23 protein-coding genes and 1 tRNA gene are annotated in these 24,764 nt (G+C 67.4%); 14 read left to right on the top strand and 10 right to left on the bottom strand.

Annotated elements, in window-relative coordinates; translation table 11 throughout:
- Positions 1 to 19 precede the first annotated feature (19 nt).
- A complete protein-coding gene (locus tag P7V53_RS28065; protein WP_280152778.1) occupies positions 20 to 1,201 on the bottom strand; it encodes a trypsin-like peptidase domain-containing protein in 1,182 nt (393 codons plus the stop codon).
- 95 nt (positions 1,202 to 1,296) lie between these two features.
- On the opposite strand from P7V53_RS28065, the gene pdxA reads away from it, so the two are divergent.
- The gene (pdxA, locus tag P7V53_RS28060) at positions 1,297 to 2,322 is read left to right on the top strand and encodes a 4-hydroxythreonine-4-phosphate dehydrogenase PdxA (RefSeq protein ID WP_280152777.1); all 1,026 of its coding nucleotides are present in this window, start codon (positions 1,297 to 1,299) and stop codon (positions 2,320 to 2,322) included.
- Positions 2,323 to 2,328: 6 nt separating this feature from the next.
- On the opposite strand, the gene P7V53_RS28055 is transcribed toward pdxA, so the two are convergent.
- Both P7V53_RS28055 and mscL read right to left on the bottom strand, forming a co-directional pair.
- Entirely contained in the window at positions 2,329 to 4,884 is a 2,556-nt protein-coding gene (locus P7V53_RS28055) for a DUF1631 family protein (RefSeq protein WP_348273452.1), read from the bottom strand.
- Between the two features lie 143 nt (positions 4,885 to 5,027).
- Complete coding sequence (gene mscL / locus P7V53_RS28050) at positions 5,028 to 5,444, bottom strand: large conductance mechanosensitive channel protein MscL (protein ID WP_280152775.1); 417 nt, start codon at positions 5,442 to 5,444, stop codon at positions 5,028 to 5,030.
- A gap of 228 nt (positions 5,445 to 5,672) precedes the next feature.
- On the opposite strand from mscL, the gene petA reads away from it, so the two are divergent.
- The 6 genes from petA (at position 5,673) to P7V53_RS28020 (ending at position 9,918) form a co-directional block, all read left to right on the top strand.
- Positions 5,673 to 6,284: a ubiquinol-cytochrome c reductase iron-sulfur subunit gene (gene petA / locus P7V53_RS28045; RefSeq protein WP_280152774.1), complete on the top strand. Its 612-nt coding sequence runs from the start codon at positions 5,673 to 5,675 to the stop codon at positions 6,282 to 6,284.
- Positions 6,285 to 6,297: 13 nt separating this feature from the next.
- A complete protein-coding gene (locus tag P7V53_RS28040) occupies positions 6,298 to 7,698 on the top strand; it encodes a cytochrome bc complex cytochrome b subunit (RefSeq protein WP_280152773.1) in 1,401 nt (466 codons plus the stop codon).
- A gap of 23 nt (positions 7,699 to 7,721) precedes the next feature.
- Positions 7,722 to 8,489: a cytochrome c1 gene (locus P7V53_RS28035; protein ID WP_280152772.1), complete on the top strand. Its 768-nt coding sequence runs from the start codon at positions 7,722 to 7,724 to the stop codon at positions 8,487 to 8,489.
- A gap of 120 nt (positions 8,490 to 8,609) precedes the next feature.
- Entirely contained in the window at positions 8,610 to 9,221 is a 612-nt protein-coding gene (locus tag P7V53_RS28030) for a glutathione S-transferase N-terminal domain-containing protein (protein WP_124542045.1), read from the top strand.
- 25 nt (positions 9,222 to 9,246) lie between these two features.
- A complete protein-coding gene (locus P7V53_RS28025; protein WP_280152771.1) occupies positions 9,247 to 9,762 on the top strand; it encodes a ClpXP protease specificity-enhancing factor in 516 nt (171 codons plus the stop codon).
- Between the two features lie 80 nt (positions 9,763 to 9,842).
- A tRNA-Thr gene (locus tag P7V53_RS28020) sits at positions 9,843 to 9,918 on the top strand.
- 85 nt (positions 9,919 to 10,003) lie between these two features.
- Here the strand turns inward: P7V53_RS28020 and P7V53_RS28015 are convergent.
- On the bottom strand, positions 10,004 to 10,336 hold the full coding sequence (locus P7V53_RS28015) for a hypothetical protein (RefSeq protein WP_280152770.1): 333 nt from the start codon (positions 10,334 to 10,336) through the stop codon (positions 10,004 to 10,006).
- Between the two features lie 15 nt (positions 10,337 to 10,351).
- Between P7V53_RS28015 and P7V53_RS28010 the strand changes: the two genes are divergently transcribed.
- The 3 genes from P7V53_RS28010 (at position 10,352) to argJ (ending at position 15,553) form a co-directional block, all read left to right on the top strand.
- Positions 10,352 to 11,320 (top strand): M23 family metallopeptidase, encoded by a 969-nt coding sequence (locus P7V53_RS28010; protein ID WP_280152769.1) that lies wholly within the window; start codon positions 10,352 to 10,354, stop codon positions 11,318 to 11,320.
- 170 nt (positions 11,321 to 11,490) lie between these two features.
- Positions 11,491 to 14,229: a preprotein translocase subunit SecA gene (secA, locus tag P7V53_RS28005; RefSeq protein WP_280152768.1), complete on the top strand. Its 2,739-nt coding sequence runs from the start codon at positions 11,491 to 11,493 to the stop codon at positions 14,227 to 14,229.
- A gap of 94 nt (positions 14,230 to 14,323) precedes the next feature.
- Complete coding sequence (argJ, locus tag P7V53_RS28000) at positions 14,324 to 15,553, top strand: bifunctional glutamate N-acetyltransferase/amino-acid acetyltransferase ArgJ (RefSeq protein WP_280152767.1); 1,230 nt, start codon at positions 14,324 to 14,326, stop codon at positions 15,551 to 15,553.
- Here argJ and P7V53_RS27995 read toward each other — a convergent pair.
- Positions 15,531 to 16,316, bottom strand: a complete 786-nt coding sequence (locus tag P7V53_RS27995) for a hypothetical protein (RefSeq protein WP_280152766.1) — start codon at positions 16,314 to 16,316, stop codon at positions 15,531 to 15,533. The two genes, argJ and P7V53_RS27995, sit on opposite strands and share 23 nt — an antisense overlap.
- Positions 16,317 to 16,540: 224 nt before the next feature.
- Here P7V53_RS27995 and P7V53_RS27990 point away from each other — a divergent pair, with 224 nt between their 5' ends.
- From P7V53_RS27990 to P7V53_RS27975, 4 genes are all read left to right on the top strand, one after another.
- Complete coding sequence (locus P7V53_RS27990) at positions 16,541 to 16,714, top strand: hypothetical protein (protein WP_280152765.1); 174 nt, start codon at positions 16,541 to 16,543, stop codon at positions 16,712 to 16,714.
- A 144-nt stretch (positions 16,715 to 16,858) separates the two neighbouring features.
- The gene (locus tag P7V53_RS27985) at positions 16,859 to 18,208 is read left to right on the top strand and encodes an MFS transporter (RefSeq protein WP_280152764.1); all 1,350 of its coding nucleotides are present in this window, start codon (positions 16,859 to 16,861) and stop codon (positions 18,206 to 18,208) included.
- A gap of 16 nt (positions 18,209 to 18,224) precedes the next feature.
- Entirely contained in the window at positions 18,225 to 18,824 is a 600-nt protein-coding gene (locus P7V53_RS27980) for a GNAT family protein (protein ID WP_280152763.1), read from the top strand.
- A 77-nt stretch (positions 18,825 to 18,901) separates the two neighbouring features.
- Entirely contained in the window at positions 18,902 to 19,657 is a 756-nt protein-coding gene (locus P7V53_RS27975) for a class I SAM-dependent methyltransferase (protein WP_280152762.1), read from the top strand.
- Positions 19,658 to 19,660: 3 nt separating this feature from the next.
- Here the strand turns inward: P7V53_RS27975 and ugpQ are convergent, their stop codons facing one another.
- The 5 genes from ugpQ to ugpB are packed head-to-tail and all read right to left on the bottom strand — an operon-like array spanning position 19,661 to position 24,562.
- Positions 19,661 to 20,413, bottom strand: coding sequence for a glycerophosphodiester phosphodiesterase (gene ugpQ, locus P7V53_RS27970; protein ID WP_280152761.1), 753 nt, complete (start codon positions 20,411 to 20,413; stop codon positions 19,661 to 19,663).
- A complete protein-coding gene (locus tag P7V53_RS27965) occupies positions 20,413 to 21,483 on the bottom strand; it encodes a sn-glycerol-3-phosphate import ATP-binding protein UgpC (RefSeq protein ID WP_280152760.1) in 1,071 nt (356 codons plus the stop codon). Before P7V53_RS27965 ends, ugpQ begins: the two co-directional genes overlap by 1 nt.
- 10 nt (positions 21,484 to 21,493) lie before the next feature.
- Positions 21,494 to 22,348 carry a sn-glycerol-3-phosphate ABC transporter permease UgpE gene (ugpE, locus tag P7V53_RS27960; protein WP_280152759.1) on the bottom strand — a complete coding sequence of 285 codons (855 nt, stop codon included), beginning with the start codon at positions 22,346 to 22,348 and terminating at the stop codon, positions 21,494 to 21,496.
- A 1-nt stretch (position 22,349) separates the two neighbouring features.
- Positions 22,350 to 23,231 (bottom strand): sn-glycerol-3-phosphate ABC transporter permease UgpA, encoded by an 882-nt coding sequence (gene ugpA, locus P7V53_RS27955; protein ID WP_280156634.1) that lies wholly within the window; start codon positions 23,229 to 23,231, stop codon positions 22,350 to 22,352.
- Positions 23,232 to 23,248: 17 nt separating this feature from the next.
- On the bottom strand, positions 23,249 to 24,562 hold the full coding sequence (gene ugpB, locus P7V53_RS27950; protein WP_280152758.1) for a sn-glycerol-3-phosphate ABC transporter substrate-binding protein UgpB: 1,314 nt from the start codon (positions 24,560 to 24,562) through the stop codon (positions 23,249 to 23,251).
- Positions 24,563 to 24,764: the final 202 nt, after the last annotated feature.

The raw sequence follows: 24,764 nt of genomic DNA, 5'->3' as shown, positions 1-24,764 counted from the left end.
ATCTCTCCCGAGAGTTCCGCTATCGCGGCTCGCCGCGCCGCGGCAGGGTCTTCGGGCGCTGTGCGACGGTGACCTTCAGTTCCAGGGCGCGGTCGCCGCGCTGCACGCCGATCACGGCCGGCGTCTGCGGCTTCAGGGCGGCCACGGCGGTGAGCAGCTGCGACGTGTTGATGACCGGCGTGCCGGCGACCTTGACCACCACGTCCCCGGGCCGCAGGCCGCCAGCGCTCGCCGGGCCTTCCTGCAGCACGCCGGTGATCAGCACGCCCTCCTTGATCGGGAGGTTGAAGGTCTCGGCGATCTCGGGCGTGAGGTCGCGCGGCTCCACCCCGATCCAGCCGCGAGTCACGTGGCCGTTGCGGATGAGCCCGTCCATCACCAGCTGGGCGGTGCTGACCGGAATGGCGAAGCCGATGCCGAGGTTGCCGCCGCTGCGCGAGTAGATGGCGGTGTTGATGCCCAGCAGGTTTCCGTTGGCGTCGACCAGCGCACCGCCCGAGTTGCCGGGATTGATCGCGGCATCGGTCTGGATGAAGTTCTCGAAGGTGTTGATGCCGAGCTGGTTGCGGCCCAGGGCGCTCACGATGCCCGACGTGACGGTCTGGCCGACACCGAAGGGGTTGCCGATGGCCAGCACGACGTCGCCGACCTGCAGCATGTCGGTGCTGCCGAAGGTGATCACGGGCAGCTTGTCGAGGGTGATCTTCAGCACCGCCACGTCGGTCTCGGGATCGGTGCCGACGACTTTGGCGCGCGCGCGGCGTCCGTCGGCGAGCTGCACCTCGATTTCGTCGGCGCCATCGATGACGTGGTTGTTGGTCAGCAGATAGCCATCGGGCGAGACGATCACGCCGGAGCCCAGGCCGATCTGCTGCTCCTGCTGCATCTGCCGCTGTCGGTCGCCGAAGAAGAACTGGAACCACGGATCCGAGCCGTGCGGATTGCGCGGCGGCGCCCGACTGGCGGTGATGCTCACCACCGCCGGCGTGGCGCGCTTGGCCGCGGCGCTGTAGCTGTTGGGAGCGTTCAGCGCGGTGGCGCTGCCCAGAGAAGCGGGCTGCACCGCGTTGATGGAGATGCCCGCCGGCAGTCCCGACACTTGACGCCGCTGCAGCCAGTCGGGCTTGAGGGTCGCGATGACGAACAGCACCGCCACGGCCACGGTGACTGCTTGGGAAAAGATGAGCCAGGTCTTGCGCATGAATGAAATCGCCGGACAGAGGCGCTGACAGGATTATGGGCCGAACGACGCAGCGCCGACCGCGCGTCCAGAGGGACCCGCGAGACAATGCAGCCATGCCTTCGACGCCTTCCCTGCTCGCCGTCACCCAGGGCGATGCCTGCGGCATCGGCCCGGAGACGATCGCCAAGCTGTTCCGCAGCGCCGATGCGCGCGGCTGCGTGGTGGTCGGCGACGTGCAGGTGATGCGCCGTGCGGTCGCCACTACCGGTGGCCTGCTCGCGGTGGCGGCGCTCGACACGCCGGCCGCCGCGGCGGCGGCTCCGCCGACCTGCGTTCCCGTGTGGCAGCCTCCTGGCCTGCCCGCCGATCTGATCGAAGCGCCACCGGGACGCATCGATGCTCGCGCCGGCGCGGCCGCGGCCAGGTGCATCGAGCAGGCCGCCGCGTTGGCACTGCGAGGCGAGGTGGCGGGCATCGTCACGGCGCCCATCCACAAGGAAGCGCTTGCCGCCGCCGGCGTGCGCTTTCCGGGGCACACCGAAATGCTGCAAGCCCTCGCCGCCGCCGGCGGCAGATTGCCGCCGGTGCGCATGATGCTGGCCAACGACGAGCTGCGCACCGTGCTCGTCACCATCCACATGTCGCTGCGCCGTGCGATCGATGCGGTCACCTACGACGCCGTGCTGGAGACCTTGCGCATCGCCCATGCCGCCGCCGCACGCTGGGGCCAGCCGAGCCCACGGATCGCGGTGGCGGGACTCAATCCGCACGCCGGCGAAGGCGGCCTGTTCGGCGACGAGGAGCAGCGCATCATTGCGCCGGCCGTGGCCGCGGCACGGGCCGAAGGCATCGCCGCGAGCGGTCCATTCGCGCCCGACACGGTCTTCATGCGGGCACGCGATGCCGCCGGGCACCCGGGCGAATTCGACATCGTCATCGCCATGACGCACGACCACGGCCTCATCCCGGTGAAGTACCTGGGCGTCGAGCATGGCGTCAACGTGACGCTGGGCCTGCCCTTTGTGCGCACCAGTCCCGATCACGGCACGGCGTTCGACATCGCGGGCACTGGCCTTGCCGACGAATCGAGCCTGCGGGCCGCCGTGCGGATGGCGAGGCAGCTCTCGGCGGCCGCCTGAGGCCGCTCAGTGCTTGGTGGTGGTCTTCAGCGCCGCCAGCTGCCGGCGCGCGCGCGCCGTGGCCCGCTCCATCAGGTAGGCGTGCTCCACCGCGCGCAGCCGGTTGCTCTCGCACATGCGCGCGAGCATGCGCGAGGTGAGGGAGATGGTTTCCTGGTGCTTGCGGCCGCGGGTGAAGACGAAGAAGTTGCGCCCCGGGCTCACGTAGCTCAATCGCACCTTCTGCCACTGGTCCTTCAGCAGCATCTGATAGGCGAAGCCGAGCCGGATGTGGTCCATCAGCTGCGGGCCGTGCGACGGCTCGGTGACCGGATCGGCGGCAACGAGATCGAGATTGATGTCGATGCCCAGGTCCGAGGGCAGCGTGTCGCCGGGGGCGCCGCTGTCGGTGTCGGCGGAGGGCGTCGTGTCGGCCGCGTCGCCGCTCAGGTCGATGTCCACCTCACCCGACCAGTCGACCGCGCTCTCCTCGACCAGCCCCACCTGCTGCGCCTCGTCGGGCGTGAAGCGGTGTTCGATCTCGTGCGAGTCGAGCGTCACCGGCTCGGCATGGGAGAACTCGTGCGCGCCGGGAATCGCGGCCTGGAAGATGCCCTCGAGCTGCTTGGCGAGCAGGTTGTGCTCGAGCTCGGTCATCGGCGCCGCCTTGAGGGATTCGGCGTGCGAGGGCAGCAGCTTGCCGAAGAAGTCCTTCTGCGCGGCGTCCGGCCAGCCGATCAGCTTCATGCCCTCGTTGAGGTCCTTCATCAGCGTCGGCAGCTGCATCAGGAAGCGCTTGCGCATGACCGGCGAGCCCTTTGGCTGCACGCTCATCACCACGTCGCGCCCCACCGCGCGGAAGCGCTTGGCGGCGTCTGAATCGGCGCCGTGGCGCCGCACCGCAAGCACGAGCGCCTGGCTCCACACCTGCGAGACGAACTCCCGCAGGTAGTCGGGCATGGGGATGGCGCTCAGTGCGGAAGCGAGCTGCAGCATGTAGCGCTGCTGGATGCGAAGCTCCGATTCCTTGCTCTCGAGCACCTTGGCGGCGCCACTCGTCTTGGCACCTTCCTCGGTCTGGCTGGCGATGAAGCCTTCGAGCTCGGTGAGCTTGGCGGCGTAGAGGTCGAGCTGGTCGAAGTCGCCTTCGACGATCTCCTGCACCAGCCCCTTCACGCGGTCGAGGAATTGCTTGCCCGGCCCGTCGTCGAAGTCGTCGAAGGCGCAGGCGAGGGAGGCGATGCGGTTGACGAAGCGCCGCACCGGGTGGCGGCGTGACGAGAAGAAGGTGGCGTCGACCAGCGCGACCCGCAGCACCGGCAGCTGCAGCCGCGCGATCTGGCGCGCCATCTGCGGCGGCACCTTCGGGTCCGACAGGATCTGGTCGAACAGGCTCCCGACGACGTCGATCACCATGTGGTCCAGCTTGCCGCTGGATGCCTGCAGGAGCTCGTCGCGGTGGGCGCGGATGAGGTTCACCGCCATCATCCCGGTCAGCGCCTCGCCGTAACCGCCGGCCGGCGCAGTGACTGCCTCCGCGGCGAGCGCGCCGATGGCGCCGTGCAGCCCGCCGCCGTCGCGTCCCCGCGGGCTGCCGCCGGTGGTGAAGGCGCTCGGCTGGGTGGGGAGCTGTACGTCCAGCGCACCGGGTCGGCTTGCCAGGTAGGTCAGCCGGCGCAGCAGCGTCATGAGCTGAGCGTCCTCGACGCTCGACGCGCCGCGCGGGGCTCCGTAGCCGCTCGCGGGTGCGCCGCTCGCCGTGCCGGCGTAACCGCGGGTGCTGGCATAGGACGCCGGCTGTGTCGGCGCGCCGCCTCGCCCGGTGCTGGGCATGCCGCCGCGCGACGTGCTGGTCGCGCCAGCGAACGGACGCCCGGGCGCGAAATCGGAGCCCGAGCCGATGAAATCGCTGGGCTGCGTGCGCGTGGAGTGCAGCGCGTCGCGCATGCTGGTGTAGCCCGAATTCGCGGTCTGCCCGGGACCGTGCACCGTCTTCAGGGTGAGGCCGACCGGCTGGACGTTGCGGTCCTGCAGCTCGCGCACGATGCTGCGATAGCACTCCGGCATCGCGGCGGCCATGGCCTGGCCGAATTCGCGCGCGAGCACCTTGCGCCCGTCGGTGTCGTTGGTGACGGCTTCGATGGCGCGAAAGGTGGCCATGCCCAGAACGTCGGCGCGCAGCGGATTGCGCTCCTCGTCGGCGCGTCCGAGGTTCAGCACCGCGCCCATGTAAGCGGCCATCTCGCGCAGCTCCCATTCGCAGGCATGGGAGATCTGCTGGCCGATCCGGTCGGAGAACATGCGTTCCTCGACTTCGTGGTCCTCGACCAGGCTGAGCGTCTGCCAGTCGGCGCCGCCCAGCTTGCGACGCGGATCGGAGCGGGGTGCCACTTCTTCCTGGATCTTGTCGATCAGCTGCTTGGCGAACGACAGGTGGAAGGTGTTCATCTTGCGGCGCAGGTCGATCTGCGCCGACAGCAGCAGGTCGCGGTCGGCGACGCGGCCAGCCGACTGGGCCTGGTTGCCGAGCCCCGAAGCGACCCGCTCGGCGACCGCTTGCGAGGTCGCCTTGACATGAGCCACAGCCGCCTCCAGGGCGGCCGGCAATCGTGTATCGCTCGGGATCATCGAGAAAGTGGCCGCAAAAGGGGCTGCCCGATCGGACTATCGGACTTTGGAGTATGGGCCCAAACCCACGCCCGCCACCCCGGGAAGAACGCCCGCTTTCAGCGGTTCTTCAACGAATCGCGGATGTCGCGCAGCAGTGCCACCTCTTCCGGCGGCGCTACCGGAGGCGGCGCCGGCTCGTTGCGCTTCAGGCGGTTGATCTGCTTGACCATGAGGAAAATGATCAAGGCCAGGATGATGAAGTTGACCGCGACCGTCATGAAGTTGCCGTAGGCGAACACCGCACCGAGCTTCCTGGCTTCCGCCAGCGGCAACCCCATCGGCTGGCCGGCCAGCGGCAGGTAGTAGCTGGAGAAATCGAGGCCGCCGAAGATGCGGCCGACGATCGGCATGATGAGGTCCGTCACCACGGAATCGACGATCTTGCCGAAGGCAGCGCCGATGATCACGCCGACGGCGAGATCGACGACATTGCCCTTCATCGCGAACTGCCTGAATTCGCTGCTGAAGCTCATATGGATCCTCCAGGGTCGTTGGTGCAACGCAGCGAAACGGAGTCCCTCGCGTTCGGCTGCTGGCCGGAAGTATTCACCAGCCGCAGAGCAAGTCAAATGCGCGCGGCGCCGTCGTCATGCTTGGCGCCGCGCGGCGGGCTTGGGCACCCGCATGCAGCGCGGACCCCCTTGACGCGTCCGTTAGAATCGCGGGTTGCCCCTGAGTAGAAAAGACTTTCGAGGACCTCCATGAGTGACCAGCCTAAGGTGGACAGCGGCAAGCGCACATGGCTCATCGCGTCGAGCTGTGCCGGCGTGGTGGGCGGCGTGGCAGCAGCCGTCCCGTTCGTTGCCTCATTCGCGCCTTCCGAACGGGCTCGCGCCGCCGGCGCCCCTGTCGAGGTCGACGTCGGCGCCCTGAACGCCCTCAAGCCAGGCGAGATGATGACCATCGAATGGCGCGGCAAACCGGTGTGGATCATTCGCCGCACCAAGGAGCAACTGGCCGCTCTGCCCAAGCTCGATCCGCAGCTGGCGGATCCCAAGTCCGAGCGCAAGCCCGACGAGCTCACACCGCCCTACGCGCGCAACGAGCACCGCTCGATCAAGCCCGAGTACCTGGTGACCGTCGGCATCTGCTCCCACCTCGGCTGCTCGCCGACCGAGAAGTTCCAGACCGGCGCGCAGCCCTCGCTGCCCGACGACTGGGCCGGCGGCTTCCTCTGCCCCTGCCATGGCTCCACCTTCGACATGGCCGGCCGCGTCTACAAGAACAAGCCCGCCCCCGACAACCTCGAGGTGCCGCCGCACATGTACCTCGCCGACGGCCGCCTGCTGATCGGCGAAGACAAGAAGGCCTGAGCAGGGAACCAACATGGCTGACTACAAAGAAGCGCCCCCCAACGCCACGACCGGGCAGAAGCTGCTCAACTGGGTCGACAACCGATTCCCGGCGAGCAAGCTGTGGAACGAGCACGTGGGCCAGTACTACGCGCCGAAGAACTTCAACTTCTGGTACATCTTCGGGTCGCTGTCCCTGCTGGTGCTGGTGATCCAGATCGTCACCGGCATCTTCCTCGTGATGCACTACAAGCCCGACGCCGCGCTCGCGTTTGCGTCGGTCGAGTACATCATGCGCGACGTGCCGTGGGGCTGGCTGATCCGCTACATGCACTCCACCGGCGCGTCGGCCTTCTTCATCGTCGTGTACCTGCACATGTTCCGCGGCCTGCTGTACGGCTCGTACCGCAAGCCGCGCGAGCTGGTGTGGATCTTCGGCTGCGCGATCTTCCTGTGCCTGATGGCCGAAGCCTTCATGGGCTACCTGCTGCCGTGGGGCCAGATGAGCTACTGGGGTGCTCAGGTCATCATCAACCTGTTCGCCGCCGTGCCGTTCGTCGGCCCCGACCTGGCGATCCTGATCCGCGGCGACTACGTCGTCGGTGACGCCACGCTGAACCGCTTCTTCAGCTTCCACGTCATCGCGGTGCCGCTGGTGCTGCTGGGCCTGGTGGTCGCGCACATCATCGCGCTGCACGAAGTGGGCTCCAACAATCCGGACGGTGTCGAGATCAAGGAAAAGAAGGACGCGCAAGGCCGGCCGCTCGACGGCATCCCCTTCCATCCGTACTACACCGTGCACGACATCTTCGGCACGATGGTGTTCCTGATGGTGTTCACCGCCATCGTGTTCTTCGCTCCCGAGTTCGGCGGCTACTTCCTCGAGTACAACAACTTCATCCCGGCCGATCCGCTGAAGACGCCCGCGCACATCGCGCCGGTGTGGTACTTCACGCCGTTCTACTCGATGCTTCGGGCCACCACCGACCTGATGATCAACGTGCTTGCCGTGATCGTCGCGCTGGGCGCCATCGGCGCCGTGATCAAGGGCCGCTTCGGCACGGTGGCCAAGGCCGCGGTCATCGTCGGTGCCATCGTGGCCATCGCGCTGCTGAAGACGTTCGACGCCAAGTTCTGGGGCGTTGTCGTGATGGGCGGCGCGGTGATCATCCTGTTCTTCCTGCCCTGGCTGGACCACAGCAAGGTGAAGTCGATTCGCTACCGGCCGAGCTGGCACAAGTACGTCTACGCAATCTTCGTGTTCTTCTTCCTGGTGCTCGGCTACCTGGGCGCGCAGCCGCCTTCGGAGTTCGGCAACTACGTCTCTCAGATCGGCACCCTGGTGTACTTCGGCTTCTTCCTGCTGATGCCCTGGTGGAGCCAGATGGGAGAGTTCAAGCCGGTGCCCGATCGCGTGACCTACGCCGCCCATTGAACGAGAGGCGAAAGACACACACCATGAAGAAATTTCTCCTCTCCGTGTTGATGGCGCTGGGCTTGGCCGCGCCGGTGGTCGCCAGCGAAGGCGGCATCCCGCTGGACCGCTTTCCGTACGAGAAGATGTCCGATGTGGCGGCGCTGCAGAACGGCGCGCGGCTGTTCGTCAACTACTGCCTCAACTGCCACAGCGCGGCGTTCATGCGCTACAACCGGCTGCGCGACCTCGACCTGACCGAGGAGCAGATCAAGAAGAACCTGCTGTTCACGACCGAGCGCGTCGGCGAGGTCATGAAGGTCTCGCTCGACCCCAAGCAGGCCAAGGAATGGTTCGGGGCCGTGCCTCCCGACCTGTCGGTGGTCGCGCGCTCGCGCTCCGGCGCCGGAGGCACGGGCCCCGACTACCTCTACACCTACCTGCGCACCTACTACCGCGACGAGACCAAGCCCACCGGCTGGAACAACCTCGCATTTCCCAATGTCGGCATGCCGCATGCACTGTGGGAACTGCAGGGCCAGCGCGCGGCGAAGTTCGAAGAGGTGAAGGATCCGCACGATCCGAGCAAGGTGCTGCACCGCTTCGCCGGCTACGAGCAACTCACGCCCGGCACGCTGACCCCGCGGCAGTACGACGAGGCGATCGCCGACCTCGTGGCCTATCTGGCGTGGATGAGTGAGCCGGTCCAAGGCAGCCGCGTGAGACTGGGCGTGTGGGTGCTGATCTTCCTCGCCCTGTTCACCGTGATCGCCTGGCGCCTGAATGCCGCGTACTGGAAAGACGTGAAGTGACCCTCCTGGCGTCCGTGGCCACGGGCCGGCGGACACTGTCACGCAGTGGCGGGGCCCACGGTCCCAACCACTGCGTTCTTGCTTTTTGACCTCCTGACGAACCCCTAGGAGCCCACGCCCATGATGGTGCTTTACTCCGGAACCACCTGCCCCTATTCGCACCGTTGCCGCTTCGTGCTGTTCGAAAAGGGCATGGACTTCGAGATCCGCGACGTCGACCTGTTCGCCAAGCCGGAAGACATCGCGCTGATGAACCCGTACAACGAGGTGCCCATCCTCGTCGAACGCGATCTCATCCTGTACGAGTCGCACATCATCAACGAGTACATCGATGAGCGCTTCCCGCATCCGCAGCTGATGCCGGGCGATCCGGTCGCGCGTGCGCGGGTGCGGCTGTTCCTGCTCAACTTCGAGAAGGAGCTGTTCGCGCACGTCAACGTGCTCGAGTCGCGCGGGATCAAGCCCACCGACAAGCAGCTCGAGAAGGCACGTGCCCAGATTCGCGACCGCCTCACCCAGCTCGCGCCGATCTTCCTGAAGAACAAGTACATGCTGGGAGACGACTTCTCGATGCTCGACGTGGCCATCGCGCCGCTGCTGTGGCGCCTGGACTACTACGGGATCGACATGTCGAAGAACGCCGTGCCGCTCCTGAAGTACGCTGAGCGAATCTTCTCGCGGCCGGCCTACATCGAGGCGCTGACGCCGTCCGAGAAGGTGATGCGCAAGTAAGACCCGCCGCCAACGCCCCCGCCGCATGACCACGCCGTCCGCGCCGCCCGCCACCGGAAGCTCGACCCGTCCGTACCTCATCCGGGCGCTGCACGACTGGTGCACCGACAACGGCTTCACGCCGTACATCGCGGTGTTCGTCGATGGCAGCGTGCAAGTGCCGACCGAGTACGTGAAGAACAACGAGATCGTGCTCAACATCGGCTTCGAGGCGACCACGGCGTTGAAGCTGGGCAACGAGCTGATCGAGTTCAAGGCGCGCTTCGGCGGCACATCGCGCGAGATCGTCGTGCCGGTCGACCACGTCATCGCCATCTATGCACGCGAGAACGGCCAGGGCATGGCGTTCCCGGTGCCGACCGATGCGCCCGCGGGTGCGACGCCTGCCGGCGAAGCCGGCGCGCCGCCGGGGGTTGCCAAGGGACCCAAGCTCGCATTGGCCGATGCTCCGAGCGAGGCTTCGCCGCCTTCCGATCGCCACGAGGAGCCGCCGCCCGAGCCCCCGAGCGGCGGCAGGCCCACCCTCAAGCGCATCAAGTAGCGCCGGACCTCGCGCAGCCGCGGGGGTGGCGCGACTTATACTGCGCCCCTTCCCCTGCCGCGTGCTCCACGCACCGCAGCGCCGGCTTAGCTCAGCTGGTAGAGCACCCGCCTTGTAAGCGGAAGGTCGTCCGTTCGATTCGGACAGCCGGCACCAAGGTTTCGACCGTCACTTTTTCACGCCTGCCGGTCCGCCGTGACGGCTTCGGCAACCGAGCCAACGTCTGTTTCAACTCGGTAACTCAGCTCGATTGAACGCGGATACGGATTGAGCTACTCTGCCACCCCCGCTCACGCAATCTAACCTCCAGGCGGGGCAGTAGCTGGCGCAGTTTGGCGGCCGACGATGCATTGGCCACCAGCAGAGACCAGCTCTCTTCGTCCACCGGACCGGCCTTCACCTGAAGCGCCAGCGCGGCGGGCAACAGATCACGAATCGCGGCCAGACGGGCGTTCGAATCCTGCAGCCGCTGTCGCAGATGGGTAAGCGGCGCACTGCGCTGCAACGCATCGGCGATGGGAAGCGAGTCGGGGACGATGGGTTGGGGCTTCGAAGGGGGTGACTTCGCGTTCACCCGAGGAGTGTATCGATGCAGGTTCTGATCACCCATGGCCACGTGGGACAGACGCGGATGTTCCGCTTCAATCGGTGGCAGCTCGTGGGTGGCGCCCTCGCCCTGCTCGTGTCGTTGATGCTGCTGTCGGGCACGGTGTACCACTTCGTGTTCCTGAAGGCCGCGCGCGAAGGCTGGCCGGTGGTGAGCCACATCGTCAAGCTGGTGGTGCGCGACGAATTCGCGCAGCGCGACCGCTTCATGCGCGCCAACCTCGACGCCATGGCACAGCGCGTGGGCGAAATGCAGGCCAAGATGATCAAGCTCGAGGCGATGAGCGAGCGAGTCTCCGGCATGGCCGGTGTGAAGCCCGAGGAGCTGCAGCAGATCATGAGCAAGCCCGCGCCGGCCGCTGCGGCCGCCGGCAAGGGCGGCCCCTTCGTCCCCGCCGCCTCGCCGTCCTTCGACCAGCTCCAGGGCTGGGTCGGCTCGCTCGACGAACAGGCCGACCAGAGCACCGACCTGTTCACCATGATCGAGTCGCGCCTGCTCGAGAAGCGCCTGCAGTCGCTGATGATTCCGAACAGCCGGCCGGTCGAAGGCCCGATCGGCTCCGGCTTCGGCTTCCGCGCCGACCCGTTCTCCGGCCGTGCCGCGCTGCACACCGGGCTCGATTTCCCCGCCGACATGGGCACGCCCATCAATGCCGCGGCCGGTGGCGTCGTGCTGTCTTCCGCGTACCACCCGCAATACGGCCAGTTGGTCGAGCTCGATCATGGCCGTGGCCTTGTCACGCGCTATGCCCACACCTCCAAGGTGGTGGTGAAGGTGGGCGACATCGTCAGGCGCGGCCAGCGCATTGCCTTGGTCGGCACCTCTGGCCGTTCGACCGGGCCGCACCTGCACTTCGAGGTGCTGGTGGACGGAGTACCCCAGAACCCCGCGAAGTTCCTGGCCCTGGCCGACGGCGAGACCGGCGTGCGCACTGCCCGCGCCACGCACTAGCGCCCGACGGCGCGGGTAAAATCGCACGCTCTTGCGGTTCCCCGCGATCCGCGCCGGCAGGTTGCGACGAAAGCCCTGCCAGCGCGAGCGGCGGCCGCATATCCCTTCGAATTCCCGCACCCGCCGGCATCACCCGTGATGCCGGCGTCCGCGCTCCACCAAGACGCCGCATGCTGCCTCGCCTTCTCACCCAAATCTTCGGTAGCCGCAATGAACGCTTGCTGAAGCAGTACCGCCGCGTCGTGCAGCAGATCAACGAGCTGGAACCGAAGCTCGAGCATCTCAGCGACGCCGAGCTCAAAGCCAAGACCGACGAGTTCCGCGAGCGCTACACCAAGGGCGAGACGCTGCACGACCTGCTGCCCGAGGCCTTCGCCGTGGTGCGCGAAGGCAGCAAGCGCTCGCTGAAGATGCGGCACTTCGACGTGCAGCTCATCGGCGGCATGGTGCTCAACGACGGCAAGATCGCCGAAATGCGGACCGGCGAAGGCAAGACCCTGGTGGCGACGCTGCCGGTGTACCTGAATGCGCTGGCCGGCAAGGGCGTTCACGTGGTCACCGTGAACGACTATCTTGCGCGCCGCGACGCCGAGTGGATGGGTCGCCTGTACAACTTCCTCGGCCTCACCGTCGGCGTGAACCTGCCGCAGATGCCGCGCGAGGAAAAGCAGGCCGCCTATGCCGCTGACGTCACCTACGGCACGAACAACGAGTTCGGCTTCGACTATCTGCGCGACAACATGGTCCACGACACCGTCGACCGCGTCGCGCGGGGCCTGTCGTACGCAATCGTCGACGAAGTCGACTCCATCCTGATCGACGAGGCGCGCACGCCGCTGATCATCAGCGGCCAGGCCGAAGACCACACCGAGCTGTACGTGCGCATCAACGGGGTCGTGCCGCAGCTCAAGAAGCAGATCGGCGAAGCCGATCCGCGCACCGGCGAGGGCGTGATCGAGCCCGGTGATTTCACCGTCGACGAGAAGACGCACCAGGTCTACCTGACCGAAGCCGGCCACGAGAACGCCGAGCGCATCCTCTCGAAGGCGGGCCTGCTCGCCGAAGGCGCCAGCCTGTACGACGCGGCCAACATCACGCTGATGCACCACCTATATGCGGCGCTTCGGGCCAATCACCTGTACCACCGCGACCAGCACTACGTGGTGCAGGACGGCGAAGTCATCATCGTCGACGAGTTCACCGGCCGCCTGATGACCGGCCGGCGCTGGTCCGACGGCCTGCACCAGGCGGTCGAGGCCAAGGAGCGGGTGGAGATCCAGAGCGAGAACCAGACGCTCGCCTCCATCACCTTCCAGAACTACTTCCGCATGTACGGCAAGCTCGCCGGCATGACGGGCACGGCCGACACCGAAGCCTACGAGTTCCAGGAGATCTACGGCCTGGAGACCGTGGTCATTCCACCGAACAAGCCGACCATCCGCAAGGACGAGCTCGACCTGGTCTACAAGACCGCGCGGGAGAAGTTCGACGCCGTCATCGGCGACATCCGCGACTGTCACGAGCGGGGGCAGCCGGTGCTGGTGGGCACCACGTCCATCGAGAACTCCGAGCTCATCTCGGGCCTGCTCAACAAGGCCAAGCTGCCGCACCAGGTACTCAACGCCAAGCAGCACGCCAAGGAAGCCGAGATCGTCGCCCAGGCCGGCCGCCCCGGCGTCATCACCATCGCCACCAACATGGCGGGCCGCGGCACCGACATCGTGCTGGGTGGCAACGTCGAAAAGCAGATCCAGTTCATCGATGCGGACCCGGGGCTGGGCGATCCCGAGAAAGTCGCCAAGGCGAAGCAGCTGCGCGACGAGTGGCAGGGCCTGCACGAGAAGGTCAAGGCGCAGGGCGGCCTGCGCATCATCGCCACCGAGCGCCACGAATCGCGGCGCATCGACAACCAGCTGCGCGGCCGCTCGGGCCGCCAGGGCGACCCGGGCTCGTCGCGCTTCTACCTGTCCCTGGACGATCCGCTGATGCGCATCTTCGCCGGCGACCGCGTCCGCGCGATCATGGAGCGGCTCAAGATGCCCGACGGCGAGGCCATCGAGGCGGGCATCGTCACGCGCAGCATCGAGTCCGCGCAGCGCAAGGTCGAAGCCCGCAACTTCGACATCCGCAAGCAACTGCTGGAGTACGACGACGTCTCCAACGACCAGCGCAAGGTGATCTACCAGCAGCGCAACGACATCCTCGAGGCGGCGAGCCTGGAGGCGCAGATCGCCAACCTGCGCCAGAGCACCATGGAAGACGTGGTGCGCACCTACGTGCCCGCCGACAGCGTCGAGGAGCAATGGGACCTCGACAGCCTCGAGAAGACGCTGCGCGAGGAGTGGCAGATCGAGGTGGCGCTGAAGACGACCGTCGAGAAGAGCAGCAGCGTCAGCGACGACGACATCGTCGAGCTGGTGACCAAGGCCGCCGACGAGATGTTCAACGCGAAGGTCAGGCGCGTCGGCATCGAGCAGTTCACGCCGTTCATGCGGATGATCCTGCTGCAGTCCATCGACTCCCACTGGCGCGAGCACCTGGCGGCGCTCGACTACCTGCGCCAGGGCATCCACCTGCGCGGCTATGCGCAGAAGAATCCCAAGCAGGAGTACAAGCGCGAGGCCTTCGAGCTTTTCAGCCAGCTGCTCGACGTGGTCAAGATGGACGTGACGCGCATCCTGATGACGGTGCGCATCCAGTCCCAGGAAGAGGTCGCGCAGGCCGCCGAGGCGATCGAGGAGCGGGCCGACCGCATCAGCAACGTCACCTACACGCACCCCAATGACGACGGCAGTGTGTCGGAGGAGGCCGATGTGATGACCGAGGTGATGCCGAAGGTCGGGCGCAACGATCCGTGCCCCTGCGGCAGCGGCAAGAAATACAAGCACTGCCACGGCCGGCTCGCCTGAGGCGCGGCATGCAGTGACCTTCGAGGGAGCCGGCAGGCTCCCTCGTCTTTTTCGCTTCCTACAATTGCAGGCCCTGTCCTGCCGCGAGCGCGCCATGCCCGTCAATCTGCAAGCCCCGAATCCGAAAGACCTGCATCCGGTGCCCGGCGTCGCGCTTGGCGTCGCCATGGCCGGCGTGCGCAAGGCCAACCGGCGCGACCTCACCGTGGTCACGCTCGCCGAAGGCTCGCAGGTTGCTGGTGTCTTCACCCGCAATCGCTTCTGCGCCGCGCCGGTGCAGATCTGCCGCCAGCACCTGGGCACGCGCGTGGGCGCGCGCGCGATCCTCATCAACACGGGAAACGCCAATGCCGGCACCGGCGAGGACGGCCTGGTACGGGCCTTCTCCACCTGCGTCGCGCTCGCGCGGCACCTGGAGATCGCGCCGGAGCAGGTGCTGCCCTTCTCCACCGGCGTGATCATGGAAAGCCTTCCCAACGACCGCATCGAAGCGGCGCTTCCCGCGGCGCTTGCCGACCTGAAGCCCGACAACTGGGCCTGCGCCGCAGAGGCGATCATGACCACCGATACCTTGCCGAAGGCGGCGTCGATGCAGGTGACGATAGGCGGCCGCACGGTCACGCTCACCGGCATCAGCAAGGGTGCCGGCATGATCCGGCCCAACATGGCGACGATGCTCGGCTTCGTCGCCACCGACGCGGTGATCGCCCCCCACATCATGCAGTCGCTGGTGCACGAGGCGGCCGACCGTTCCTTCAATCGCATCACGATCGACGGCGACACGTCGACCAACGATTCCTTCCTGCTCATCGCCACCGGGCAGGCGGGGCACGACGCCATCACGCGCCTCGATTCGGCCGACGGCGCCGCCTTTCGCGACGCGCTGATCGCGGTGTCGCAGAAGCTGGCCCAGGCCATCGTGCGCGACGGCGAGGGCGCGACCAAGTTCATCGCGGTGCAGGTCGATGGCGGCAAGAGCGAGGCGGAATGCCGTCACGTCGCCTACGCCATCGCCCACTCGCCGCTCGTGAAGACGGCGTTCTTTGCCAGCGATCCCAACCTTGGCCGCATCCTGGCCGCGGTCGGCTACGCCGGCATCGACGACCTCGACCAGAGCAACATCGATCTCTTTCTCGACGATGTGCACGTCGCCACGGAAGGCGGCCGCCACCCCGCCTACCGCGAGGAAGACGGCCAGCGGGTGATGAAGCGCAGCGAGATCACCGTACGCGTCGACCTGCATCGCGGCGACGCGACGACCACGGTGTGGACCTGCGACCTCAGCTACGACTACGTGAAGATCAACGCCGACTACCGGAGCTGACGGCGGCGCGCAGCATCCAGGCCGCCGCCGCAGCGGCCAGCAGATGCTTCAGCGTGTGGCCGCTGAGCAGCGACAGCGACTCCATCACCGCATGGTCGGCGCTCTCCAGCAGCTTGGCGAGCGCATAGAGCACGAGCACGGCGCACCAGGCGCGCGCCGGCACCACGCGCTCGTGCGTCGGCGGCAGCCGCAGCGCCAGTGCGGCCGGCAGCAGCAGCATCGGCAGGAACTGCACGGCGGCGTACAGCCGCAGGTCGCCGTTGATTCGCCACGTGGCCACCGACAAGGCGGCCAGGAGCAGGGCGCCGCCCAGCGCCGGCGTGCTCGACCAGCGTCGGTCCACGCGCTCGGCCAGCAGCGCGCACAGCAGCGAAGCGCAGGCGCAGGCGATGGGCAGCCGGTCGAAGGCCAGGGTCTGATTCGACGGCGCCCAGTGGTAGGCCGCAGAGCCGAAGGCGGTGCACAGCACGGCGGCGGCGAAGGCGCGCCAGGCCCGGTGTGCCGGGCCGAAGTCGTCGTCTCGGGCGAGTCGCCCTAGGCCCCAGGCGCCGGCGAGCAGGAACGGCAAGTTGCTCAGCACGTTGGCGGCGTTCGGCATGGACAGCCAGGCGCGCGCGTCCGCGAAGCGATGGTAGTCGGCCCATTGCACGATGGGCCCGTGCCGCCACAACGCCGCCGCGGCCACCAGCGTGATGGCGAGCAGCCAGCCGGCGCGGGCGGGCGACTGGTGCGTCGGTTGCAAGGTGCTGTGCAGCAGGCCCATGGTCGTCCCCGTGGAAATGATCGAGGGCGCGATCCTGCGGTGCAAGCGACGACACGACAAGCGGCGTGATCGCAGTAGCGCGACGCATCGCCGTGGGTATCGTCGGCGGCCTCCATCCAAGTGATGAGGAGAGCGTCTGCGGATCGCAACGTAGGGGGTCGCACGCCTTGCGAGCCCGTGCGGTCGGCTGCTAGCATCCTTGCCATTCCGCACGCACCACTCCCATGAGCACGCACGCCCTCCGCAAACCCTGCGTCGCGACCTTCGCGATGGCCGGTGGCTATGCCGATGCGCCGTTCGGCCTCGTGGTCGTCGATTCCTCCCGACGGGCTCGCGCAGTCACCGTCGTCGCCGGAATCCACCGTGGCGCAGCGAACGTTCCGTTCGCACCGATCTAGTCCTCTCAGCTTTCCGCTTCCGACCGAAGTCCGCTGAGAGATCAGCGGAAGAGTCGATTCATTGCCTTCCCCGCTGCCTTGGGTCTACCGACCCGCCAGGGCGCCTACCGGCGTCCGCACGAAGAAGTACGACAGGAGAGACCGATGACAAGCCGGCTCGAGAGCCTCCGAAGAGCCTTTGCGGCGTGGATGACATTGCCGCGCGAGGACCTGCTGCGCGACGCCACCTATCGTCGACTGTGGAGCTCGATCCTGATCAGCTCCTTCGGCGCGCAGGTCACCATGCTGGCGCTGCCGCTGACGGCCGCAGTGCTCCTGCACGCCTCGCCGACGCAGATGGGCCTGCTGACGGCGATGGAGATCGTGCCCTTCGTCCTGTTTTCGCTGCCGTCCGGCGTGTGGCTGGACCGCGTGCGCAAGCTGCCGGTCTACGTGGTGGGCGAGACCGCCGTGGCGCTCATCGTCGCCAGCGTGCCCGTGGCATGGTGGCTGGGCTGGCTGTCGATGACCTGGCTGTACGTCGTCGGCTTTGTCATCGGCAGTGTGAACACCACGGCCGGAACGGCGGCCCAGATCGTCCTGACCCAGGTGGTGGCGCGCGAGCGGCTCGTCGAAGCGCATGCGAAGAATGCCTTGGCCACGTCGGGCGCCGAAGTCGCGGGCCCGGGTCTGGCCGGCATGCTCATCAAGCTGATGGGTGCCCCCTTGGCGCTGCTCGTCGATGCGTTCCTGCTGCTCGTCTCGGCCACCATCCTGCGCGGCATCCCGATCCACGAGGAGCGGCGCGTGCATGCGACCGCGCACTTCTGGCGCGACCTGCGGGCCGGCGTGCGCTTCGTGCGCAGCCAGCGCCTGCTGGTCTCGCTGGCGCTGGCCGTCGGCGTATGGCAGATGTGCCACCACGCGGCGATCGTGGTGCAGATCCTCTTCGCCACGCGCACGCTGGGGCTCAGCGAGCAGGCCGTGGGTCTCAGCTACATGGGCATGGGCCTGGGCACCATCCTCGCGAGCGTGTTCGGCAACCGCATCAGCCGCCGGCTCGGCCCGGGGCCCTGCCTGGTGATCGGCTTCGCAGTGTGCGCGGCGGGCTGGCTGCTGCTGGCCGCGGCACCGGCCAACGCCTTCGGGATCGCGGCGTTCGCGCTGATGCTCCTGCTGTTCAGCGCCGGCGCGGTGCTCATCTTCATCAACTTCCTCGCGCTGCGCCAGGCAGTGACGCCCGAGCCGCTGCTGGGCCGCATGACCAGCACCATGCGCTGGCTGATCCTCATTCCGGCCGGCCCCGGCGCGCTGCTCGGAGGCTGGCTCGGCGAGCACATCGGCTTGCGCGCCGCACTGGTCTTCGCAGGCGGCAGCGCGGCCGTGCTGGCGCTGGCCGCCTGGCGTCACCCGGTGATCCGCGAGGTCAAGGCGCTGCCCAAGCCGGAAAGCGCCGACGAATGGGTGGGCGCCGAGGCGGGGGTGCGGCCGCTGACCGCGATGGATCCCACCTGAGCCAAGGAGAAGGTCGATGGACGCTTTGCTGATCGACGTGCCCGAGCAGATCGCCACGCAGCGCCTGGTGTTGCGCTGCCCGCACCCCGGCGACGGCCTCGCGCTCAACGAGGCCGTGTGCGAAAGCATCGATGAACTGCGTCGGTGGATGCCCTGGGCGCAGTCGGCCCCGGCCGTGGAAGAGTCGGAAGCCGTCTGCCGTCGCATGCAGGGCCTGTTCCGGCTGCGCCAGGACCTGCCGATGTTCATCTTCGAACGAGGCGAGGCCGGTGCACCGGGCCGCCTGCTCGGCGGCACCGGACTGCACCGCATTCGTTGGGACGTGCGCAGCTTCGAAGTCGGCTACTGGTGCCGCCGCGGCGAGACCGGCCGCGGGCTGGTCAGCGAAGCCGTGCAGGCGATCAGCCGCATGGCCTTCGACACGCTGTCGGCGCGCCGCGTGGAGATCCGCATGGACGAGCGCCATGCGCGCAGTCGACGGGTTGCCGAACGCTGCGGCTTCACGCTGGAGGGCGTGCTGCGCCGGGATGCGCTGACGCCGCAAGGCGAGCCGCGCAATACCTGCGTCTATGCCCGCGTGCGCGGCGTCGAGGAAACGGACCCGCTCACCCTGTGAGCCGGCGGGTCTTCGCCCGGGCGTAGAGTCGGCGCGCCGCGGGATGCCGGTTCGCGGCGCTTGCGGGGAGTGCGCGAATGGCGATGGTCCAAGCCCTGGTCGGACTGAAGAACCGACTGCGTCCCGACATCTTCGCGAGAGCGGAGATTGCCTCGTGGGCGCTGGCGCATGTCGAGCAGTGCGGCCAGCAGCCGGCGCGCATCCTCGACGTCGGCCTCGGCGGCGCCGAGGACCTGCTCGCGCTGAGGTCCGCGGCCAGCGGCGAGGTCACGCTCTACGGCATCGAATGCCACCCGGCGCGCATCGAGAGGGCCCGCGCACGCGGCATCGAGGTCTTCGCCATCGACCTGGAGCACGAACGCATTCCGCTGCCCGATGCCTGTCTCGACGTGCTGATGGCCAACCATGTCGTCGAGCACCTCAAGGAGCTGTTCTTCTTCTTCTCCGAAGTGTCGCGCGTGCTGCGGCCCGGTGGGATGTGCATCATCGGCTTCCCCAACCTGGGCGGGTGGCACAACCGCCTCGCCCTGCTGTTCGGCCAGCAGCCGCCGTGCATGCGCGTGCTGGGCTCGCATGTGCGGGGCATCACCATCCCGGGCTTCCGGCGCTTCATCGAGTGCGGCGGCTTCTTCCGGGTCCAGCGCGTCAAGGGGCGTGCGTTCTACCTGGCGCCGCGCGGCGTGAGCCGCGTGCTCGCGGAGATCGTTCCCGGCCTGTGTTCGGCCGTGCACTTCGTGTTGACGCGCACCGACAAGCCCGGCGCCTTCATCGAAGTTCTCGACATGAACATCCCGGGCATCCAGGACACGCCGTACTTTCGCGGCTCCTCGTAGCCCTCAATCGAAGACCGTCAGCTCCCCCGCGGAGAATCGGTCCACCGCATCGGTGATGATGCCGTCGATGCCCCATTCCACCAGGCGCCGCGCGGGTGCGGGGTCGTTCACGGTGTATGTCAGCAACCGCATGCCGGCCGCATGAATGCGTGCCACCGCTTCGGTGTCGACGATCGCGTGGTCGGCGACAACCGCCACGCAGGCCAGCGCCTGCGCCTCGTCGAACCAGCCGCTGCGCCAGGTTTCCAGCAGCAGCGCGCGCGGCAGCGACGGTTCGGCCGACTGCGCCGCCGCCAGCGCATCGGGACGGAAGGAGCTCAGCAGCGGCGGCACCGGCGCGCCGGCCCACAGGCGCGCCGCCTCGCGGGCCACGACACGCCCGGTCTCGACCTCGTCGCCAGGCGTCGGCTTGATCTCGGCGTTGAGGGCGAAGCCGTTGCGCCGGCAGTAGGCAGAAATGGCTTCGAAGCTCGGCAGGGTCTCGCCGGCGTAGGTGCGGCCATGCCAGCCGCCGGCGTCGATGCGCGACAGCTCGGACCAGCTGCGCTGCGATGCGATGCCCCGCTCGCGCGTCGTGCGCTGCAATGTGGCGTCGTGCAGCAGGAAAGGCACGCCGTCGGCGCTCAGCTTCACGTCGCACTCGAAGGCGCGATAGCCGTGGGCCGCGCCGACGCGGAAGGCGGCGAGCGTGTTCTCCGGAGCCAGCTTGCCGGCGCCGCGGTGAGCGATCCAGAAGGGATAGGGCCAGGGTGCCATCAGCGCACGCGCTGCAGCGTCTGCGGATCGAACCAGTGCAGCTGCGCGGCGTCCATGCGCAGCGACACCAGATCGCCGACAGCCGGCGGATGCAGCGTGCCGTCGATGCGCACGGTGAACAACTCGTCGCCGACCCGGCCGTAGACCAGGCGCTCGGCGCCCAGCATCTCGATCATCTCCACGCGCATCGGCCAGCCCGCCTGGCCGTCGCCGCGGCTCAGCTCGGCGTGCTCCGGACGCAGGCCGAGGATCAGCTGCCCGTTGCGCGGCGCGGCCTGCGGCAGCGGCAGCGACGGGCCGACGTTGAATTGCGCACCATCGGCCACGCCCTTGAGCAGGTTCATCGGCGGCGAGCCGATGAAGCCGGCGACGAAAGTGGTGGCGGGCCGCTGGTACACCTCTTCGGGCGTGCCGATCTGCTCCATGCGGCCGGCGTTCATCACGATCATGCGCTGCGCCAGCGTCATCGCCTCGACCTGGTCGTGGGTGACGAACAGCGAGGTGACGCCCAGCTCGCGGTGCAGCTTCTGGATCTCGAGCCGGGTCTGCGCGCGCAGCTTGGCATCGAGGTTCGACAGCGGCTCGTCGAAGAGGAACACCTGCGGCTGGCGCACGATGGCGCGTCCCATCGCGACACGCTGGCGCTGGCCGCCCGACAGCTCGCGCGGCTTGCGCTGCAGCAGCGTGCCGAGCTCCAGGATGCCGGCCGCCTTGTCCACGCGCGCCTTGATCTCGTCCGTCGGCACCTTCTGGATCTTCAGGCCGTAGGCCATGTTCTCGAACACGCTCATGTGCGGGTACAGGGCGTAGTTCTGGAACACCATCGCGATGTCGCGCTCGGACGGCTCGATGCGATTGACGACGCGCTCGGCGATCGCGATCTCGCCGCCGGAGATCTCCTCCAGGCCGGCCACCATGCGCAGCAGCGTGGACTTGCCGCAGCCCGACGGGCCGACGATGACGACGAACTCGCCGTCGGCGATCTCGGCGTTGACGCCGTGGATCACCTGGTTGGCGGACGGGCCGCGGCCGTAGCGCTTGACGACGTTGCGTATGGAGATGGCACCCATGCGTTCTTTCTTATTTCTCGGTGTCGACGAGGCCCTTGACGAACCACTTCTGCATCAGCATGACCACCAGCGCCGGCGGGATCATGGCCAGCATGGCGGTGGCCATGAGCACGTTCCACTCCGTGTACGACTCGCCCGACACCAGCCGCTTGATGCCCATCACCACCGGGTACATGCTTTCGTCGGTCGTGACCAGGAGCGGCCACAGGTACTGGTTCCAGCCGTAGATGAACTGGATGACGAACAGCGCTGCGATGGAGGTGCGCGACAGCGGCAGCAGAACGTCCTTGAAGAAGCGCATCGGGCCGGCGCCATCGATGCGCGCGGCTTCGGCCAGCTCGTCGGGCACCGTCAGGAAGAACTGCCGGAACAGGAAGGTCGCGGTGGCCGAGGCGATCAGCGGCACCGTGAGGCCGGCATAGGTGTTGAGCATCCCCAGGTCCGATACCACGGCGTAGGTGGGCCCGATGCGCACCTCCACCGGCAGCATCAGCGTGACGAAGATCATCCAGAACACGAGGCCGCGGAACGGAAAGCGGAAATACACGATGGCAAAGGCCGACAGCAGCGAGATGGCGATCTTGCCGATGGCGATGACCAGCGCGCTGACCAGGCTCACCCACATCATCGGCGCGGCCGCCGGGATGTTGCTGCCGAAGCTCGTCTTGCCGCCGAACAGCGCGACCTTGTAGCTCTCGACCATGTTGGAGCCCGGCACCAGCGTCATCGGCCGGCTGCTGGCGATCTCTTCCGCGGTGTGGGTGGAACCGACGAACGTCAGCCAGACCGGAAAGGCGACGATGAGCACGCCCAGCAAGAGCACCAGGTGCGACAGGACCGTGAGGCCGGGACGGTTCTCGATCATCTCAGTACTGAACTCTCTTTTCGACGAAGCGGAACTGCAGCACGGTCAGCGTGATGACGATGATCATCAGCACCACCGACTGCGCGGCTGAGCCGCCCATGTCCAGCGCCTTGAAGCCGTCGTAGTAAACCTTGTAGACCAGGATGGCAGTGTCCTTGCCGGGGCCGCCCTGCGTGGACGCGTCGACGATCGCGAAGGTCTCGAAGAAGGCGTAGATGATGTTGATGACGAGCAGGAAGAACGTGGTCGGCGACAGCAGCGGAAACACGATGGTCCAGAAGCGATGCCAGGGCGACGCCCCGTCGATCGCGGCGGCTTCGAGGAGCGACCTCGGGATCGATTGCAAACCGGCGAGGAAGAACAGGAAGTTGTACGAGATCTGCTTCCACACCGCGGCCATCACGATGAGCGCCATCGCGTGGTCCGAGCGCAGCAGGTGGTTCCAGTCGATGCCGATGCGTTGCAGCGCGAACGCCACCACGCCCATCGGAGAGGCGAACATGAACAGCCACAGCACGCCCGCCACCGCCGGCGCGACCGCGTAGGGCCACACCAGCAGGGTCTTGTAGGCGCGCGCGGCGTGCACGACACGATCGGCCATCACCGCCAGCAACAGCGCGATGGCCAGGCCGAACACCGCGACCAGAACGGAGAACAGCGCCGTGGTCTTGAACGACGCGAGGTAGCTCGCGTCGTTCCAGAGCCGGTTGAAGTTCTCCAGCCCGACGAACTCGGTGGACGTGCCGAAGGCGTCCTGCGTCAGCACACTCTGGTACACGGCCTGCGCCGCGGGCCAGAAGAAGAACACCAGGACGACGGCCATCTGCGGGGCGACCAGCACCCACGGCAGCCAGGCCGACTGGAAGCGGACGCGCTTTTCGATGGCCACGCGTCGTCAGGTCAGAGCTTTGCCGACTTCTGGAAGCGCTCCAGTTGCTCGTTCCCGCGCGCGATCGCGGCGTCCAGGCCTTCCTTCGGCGACTTCTTGCCGTTCCACACCTGCTCGAGCTCCTCGTCGATGATGGTGCGGATCTGCACGAAGTTGCCCAGGCGGATGCCGCGCGACTTGTCGGTGGTCTTGCGGATCATCTGCGTCACGGCGACGTCGGTGCCCGGGTTCTGCTTGTAGAAGCCGGACTTCTCGGTCAGCTCGTACGAGGCCTTGGTCACGGGCAGGTAGCCGGTGCGCTGGTGGCTCTTGGCGGCGACCTCGGGCTGGGACAGGTAGTCGAAGAAGGCGGCCACGGCCTTGTACTCGGCCGGCTTCTTGCCCGACATGACCCACAGCGAGGCGCCGCCGATCACCGTGTTCTGCGGCGCGCCGGCAACGTCGGGGTAATAGGGCAGCGGCGCATGGCCGGCGGCGAACTTCGAGTTGCGCTTGATGTTGCCGTACAGCGCCGACGAGCCGGTCATCATCGCGCACTCGCCGGAGACGAAGGTGTTGTCGGCGGCGTTGCCGCGCCCCTTGTAGACGAACAGGCCTTGCTTGGCCATGTTGGCCAGGTTCTCGATATGGCGCACGTGCAGCGGCGAGTTGAAGGCCAGCCGCGTGTCGGTGCCGCCGAAGCCGTTGTTCTTGGTGGCGTACAGCGTGTTGTGCCACGCCGAGAAGCTTTCCAGCTGGGTCCAGCTCGCCCAGCTGGTGGTGAACGGGCACTTGTGGCCGGCGGCCTTGAGCTTGGCCGCCGCGAGTGCGACCTCGGGCCAGGTGGACGGCGCCTTCTCGGGATCGAGGCCGGCCTGCTTGAAGGCGTCCTTGTTGTAGTGGAAGATCGTCGTCGAGCTGTTGAAGGGGAAGCTCAGCATCTGCCCGTTGGGCGCGGTGTAGTAGCCGGCCACGGCGGGCACGTAGGCGTTCTGGTCGAACTTGAGGCCGCCTTCCTTCATCACCTCGGCCACCGGCTTGATGGCGCCCTTGCTGGCCATCATCGTCGCCGTGCCCACCTCGAACACCTGCAGGATGTGCGGCGCGTTGCCGGCCCGGTAGGCGGCGATGGCGGCAGTCATCGACTCGTCGTAGCTGCCCTTGAACGTGGGCGTGATCTTGTAGTCCTTCTGGCTGGCGTTGAAGTCCTTGGCCAGGTCGTTGACCCACTCGCCGAGTGCGCCGCCCATCGAATGCCACCACTGGACTTCGGTCTGGGCCTGGGCCGATGCGCTCAGGCCAAAGGCGAACGCGAACGAGACGAGAGCGAGCGGTTTGCTTTTCATGAAGACTCCGTGAGAGGGGTGCCGGGCGGCTCGTGGCCAAAGCCCCGCAGTGTCCGAGGTACTGATGACACGCGTGTTTATGTCGTCTGTGCCTCGCCCAGGCAACGGGGATAACCCCCTGCGGTAACATTCGGCCTCAAGTGCTGATGCGGCCCCCCGGTCGCTTCGCTCCTGCCCCCAAGGGACGCTGTCTCTCCTGGGG

The sequence above is a fragment of the Piscinibacter sp. XHJ-5 genome, from assembly GCF_029855045.1.
In the GTDB taxonomy this organism is placed as follows: Bacteria; Pseudomonadota; Gammaproteobacteria; order Burkholderiales; family Burkholderiaceae_C; genus Albitalea.
Note: the sequence above shows the minus strand (reverse complement) of the source record. Positions and strands in the feature narration are given on the sequence as shown.

Coding starts and splice junctions, on each gene's coding strand:
- P7V53_RS28065 (WP_280152778.1), bottom strand. CDS start 1,201: ATGCGCAAGACCTGGCTCATCTTTTCCCAAGCAGTCACCGTGGCCGTG.
- pdxA (WP_280152777.1), top strand. CDS start 1,297: ATGCCTTCGACGCCTTCCCTGCTCGCCGTCACCCAGGGCGATGCCTGC.
- mscL (WP_280152775.1), bottom strand. CDS start 5,444: ATGAGCTTCAGCAGCGAATTCAGGCAGTTCGCGATGAAGGGCAATGTC.
- petA (WP_280152774.1), top strand. CDS start 5,673: ATGAGTGACCAGCCTAAGGTGGACAGCGGCAAGCGCACATGGCTCATC.
- P7V53_RS28040 (WP_280152773.1), top strand. CDS start 6,298: ATGGCTGACTACAAAGAAGCGCCCCCCAACGCCACGACCGGGCAGAAG.
- P7V53_RS28035 (WP_280152772.1), top strand. CDS start 7,722: ATGAAGAAATTTCTCCTCTCCGTGTTGATGGCGCTGGGCTTGGCCGCG.
- P7V53_RS28030 (WP_124542045.1), top strand. CDS start 8,610: ATGATGGTGCTTTACTCCGGAACCACCTGCCCCTATTCGCACCGTTGC.
- P7V53_RS28025 (WP_280152771.1), top strand. CDS start 9,247: ATGACCACGCCGTCCGCGCCGCCCGCCACCGGAAGCTCGACCCGTCCG.
- P7V53_RS28010 (WP_280152769.1), top strand. CDS start 10,352: ATGCAGGTTCTGATCACCCATGGCCACGTGGGACAGACGCGGATGTTC.
- secA (WP_280152768.1), top strand. CDS start 11,491: ATGCTGCCTCGCCTTCTCACCCAAATCTTCGGTAGCCGCAATGAACGC.
- argJ (WP_280152767.1), top strand. CDS start 14,324: ATGCCCGTCAATCTGCAAGCCCCGAATCCGAAAGACCTGCATCCGGTG.
- P7V53_RS27995 (WP_280152766.1), bottom strand. CDS start 16,316: ATGGGCCTGCTGCACAGCACCTTGCAACCGACGCACCAGTCGCCCGCC.
- P7V53_RS27990 (WP_280152765.1), top strand. CDS start 16,541: ATGAGCACGCACGCCCTCCGCAAACCCTGCGTCGCGACCTTCGCGATG.
- P7V53_RS27985 (WP_280152764.1), top strand. CDS start 16,859: ATGACAAGCCGGCTCGAGAGCCTCCGAAGAGCCTTTGCGGCGTGGATG.
- P7V53_RS27980 (WP_280152763.1), top strand. CDS start 18,225: ATGGACGCTTTGCTGATCGACGTGCCCGAGCAGATCGCCACGCAGCGC.
- P7V53_RS27975 (WP_280152762.1), top strand. CDS start 18,902: ATGGCGATGGTCCAAGCCCTGGTCGGACTGAAGAACCGACTGCGTCCC.
- ugpQ (WP_280152761.1), bottom strand. CDS start 20,413: ATGGCACCCTGGCCCTATCCCTTCTGGATCGCTCACCGCGGCGCCGGC.
- P7V53_RS27965 (WP_280152760.1), bottom strand. CDS start 21,483: ATGGGTGCCATCTCCATACGCAACGTCGTCAAGCGCTACGGCCGCGGC.
- ugpE (WP_280152759.1), bottom strand. CDS start 22,348: ATGATCGAGAACCGTCCCGGCCTCACGGTCCTGTCGCACCTGGTGCTC.
- ugpB (WP_280152758.1), bottom strand. CDS start 24,562: ATGAAAAGCAAACCGCTCGCTCTCGTCTCGTTCGCGTTCGCCTTTGGC.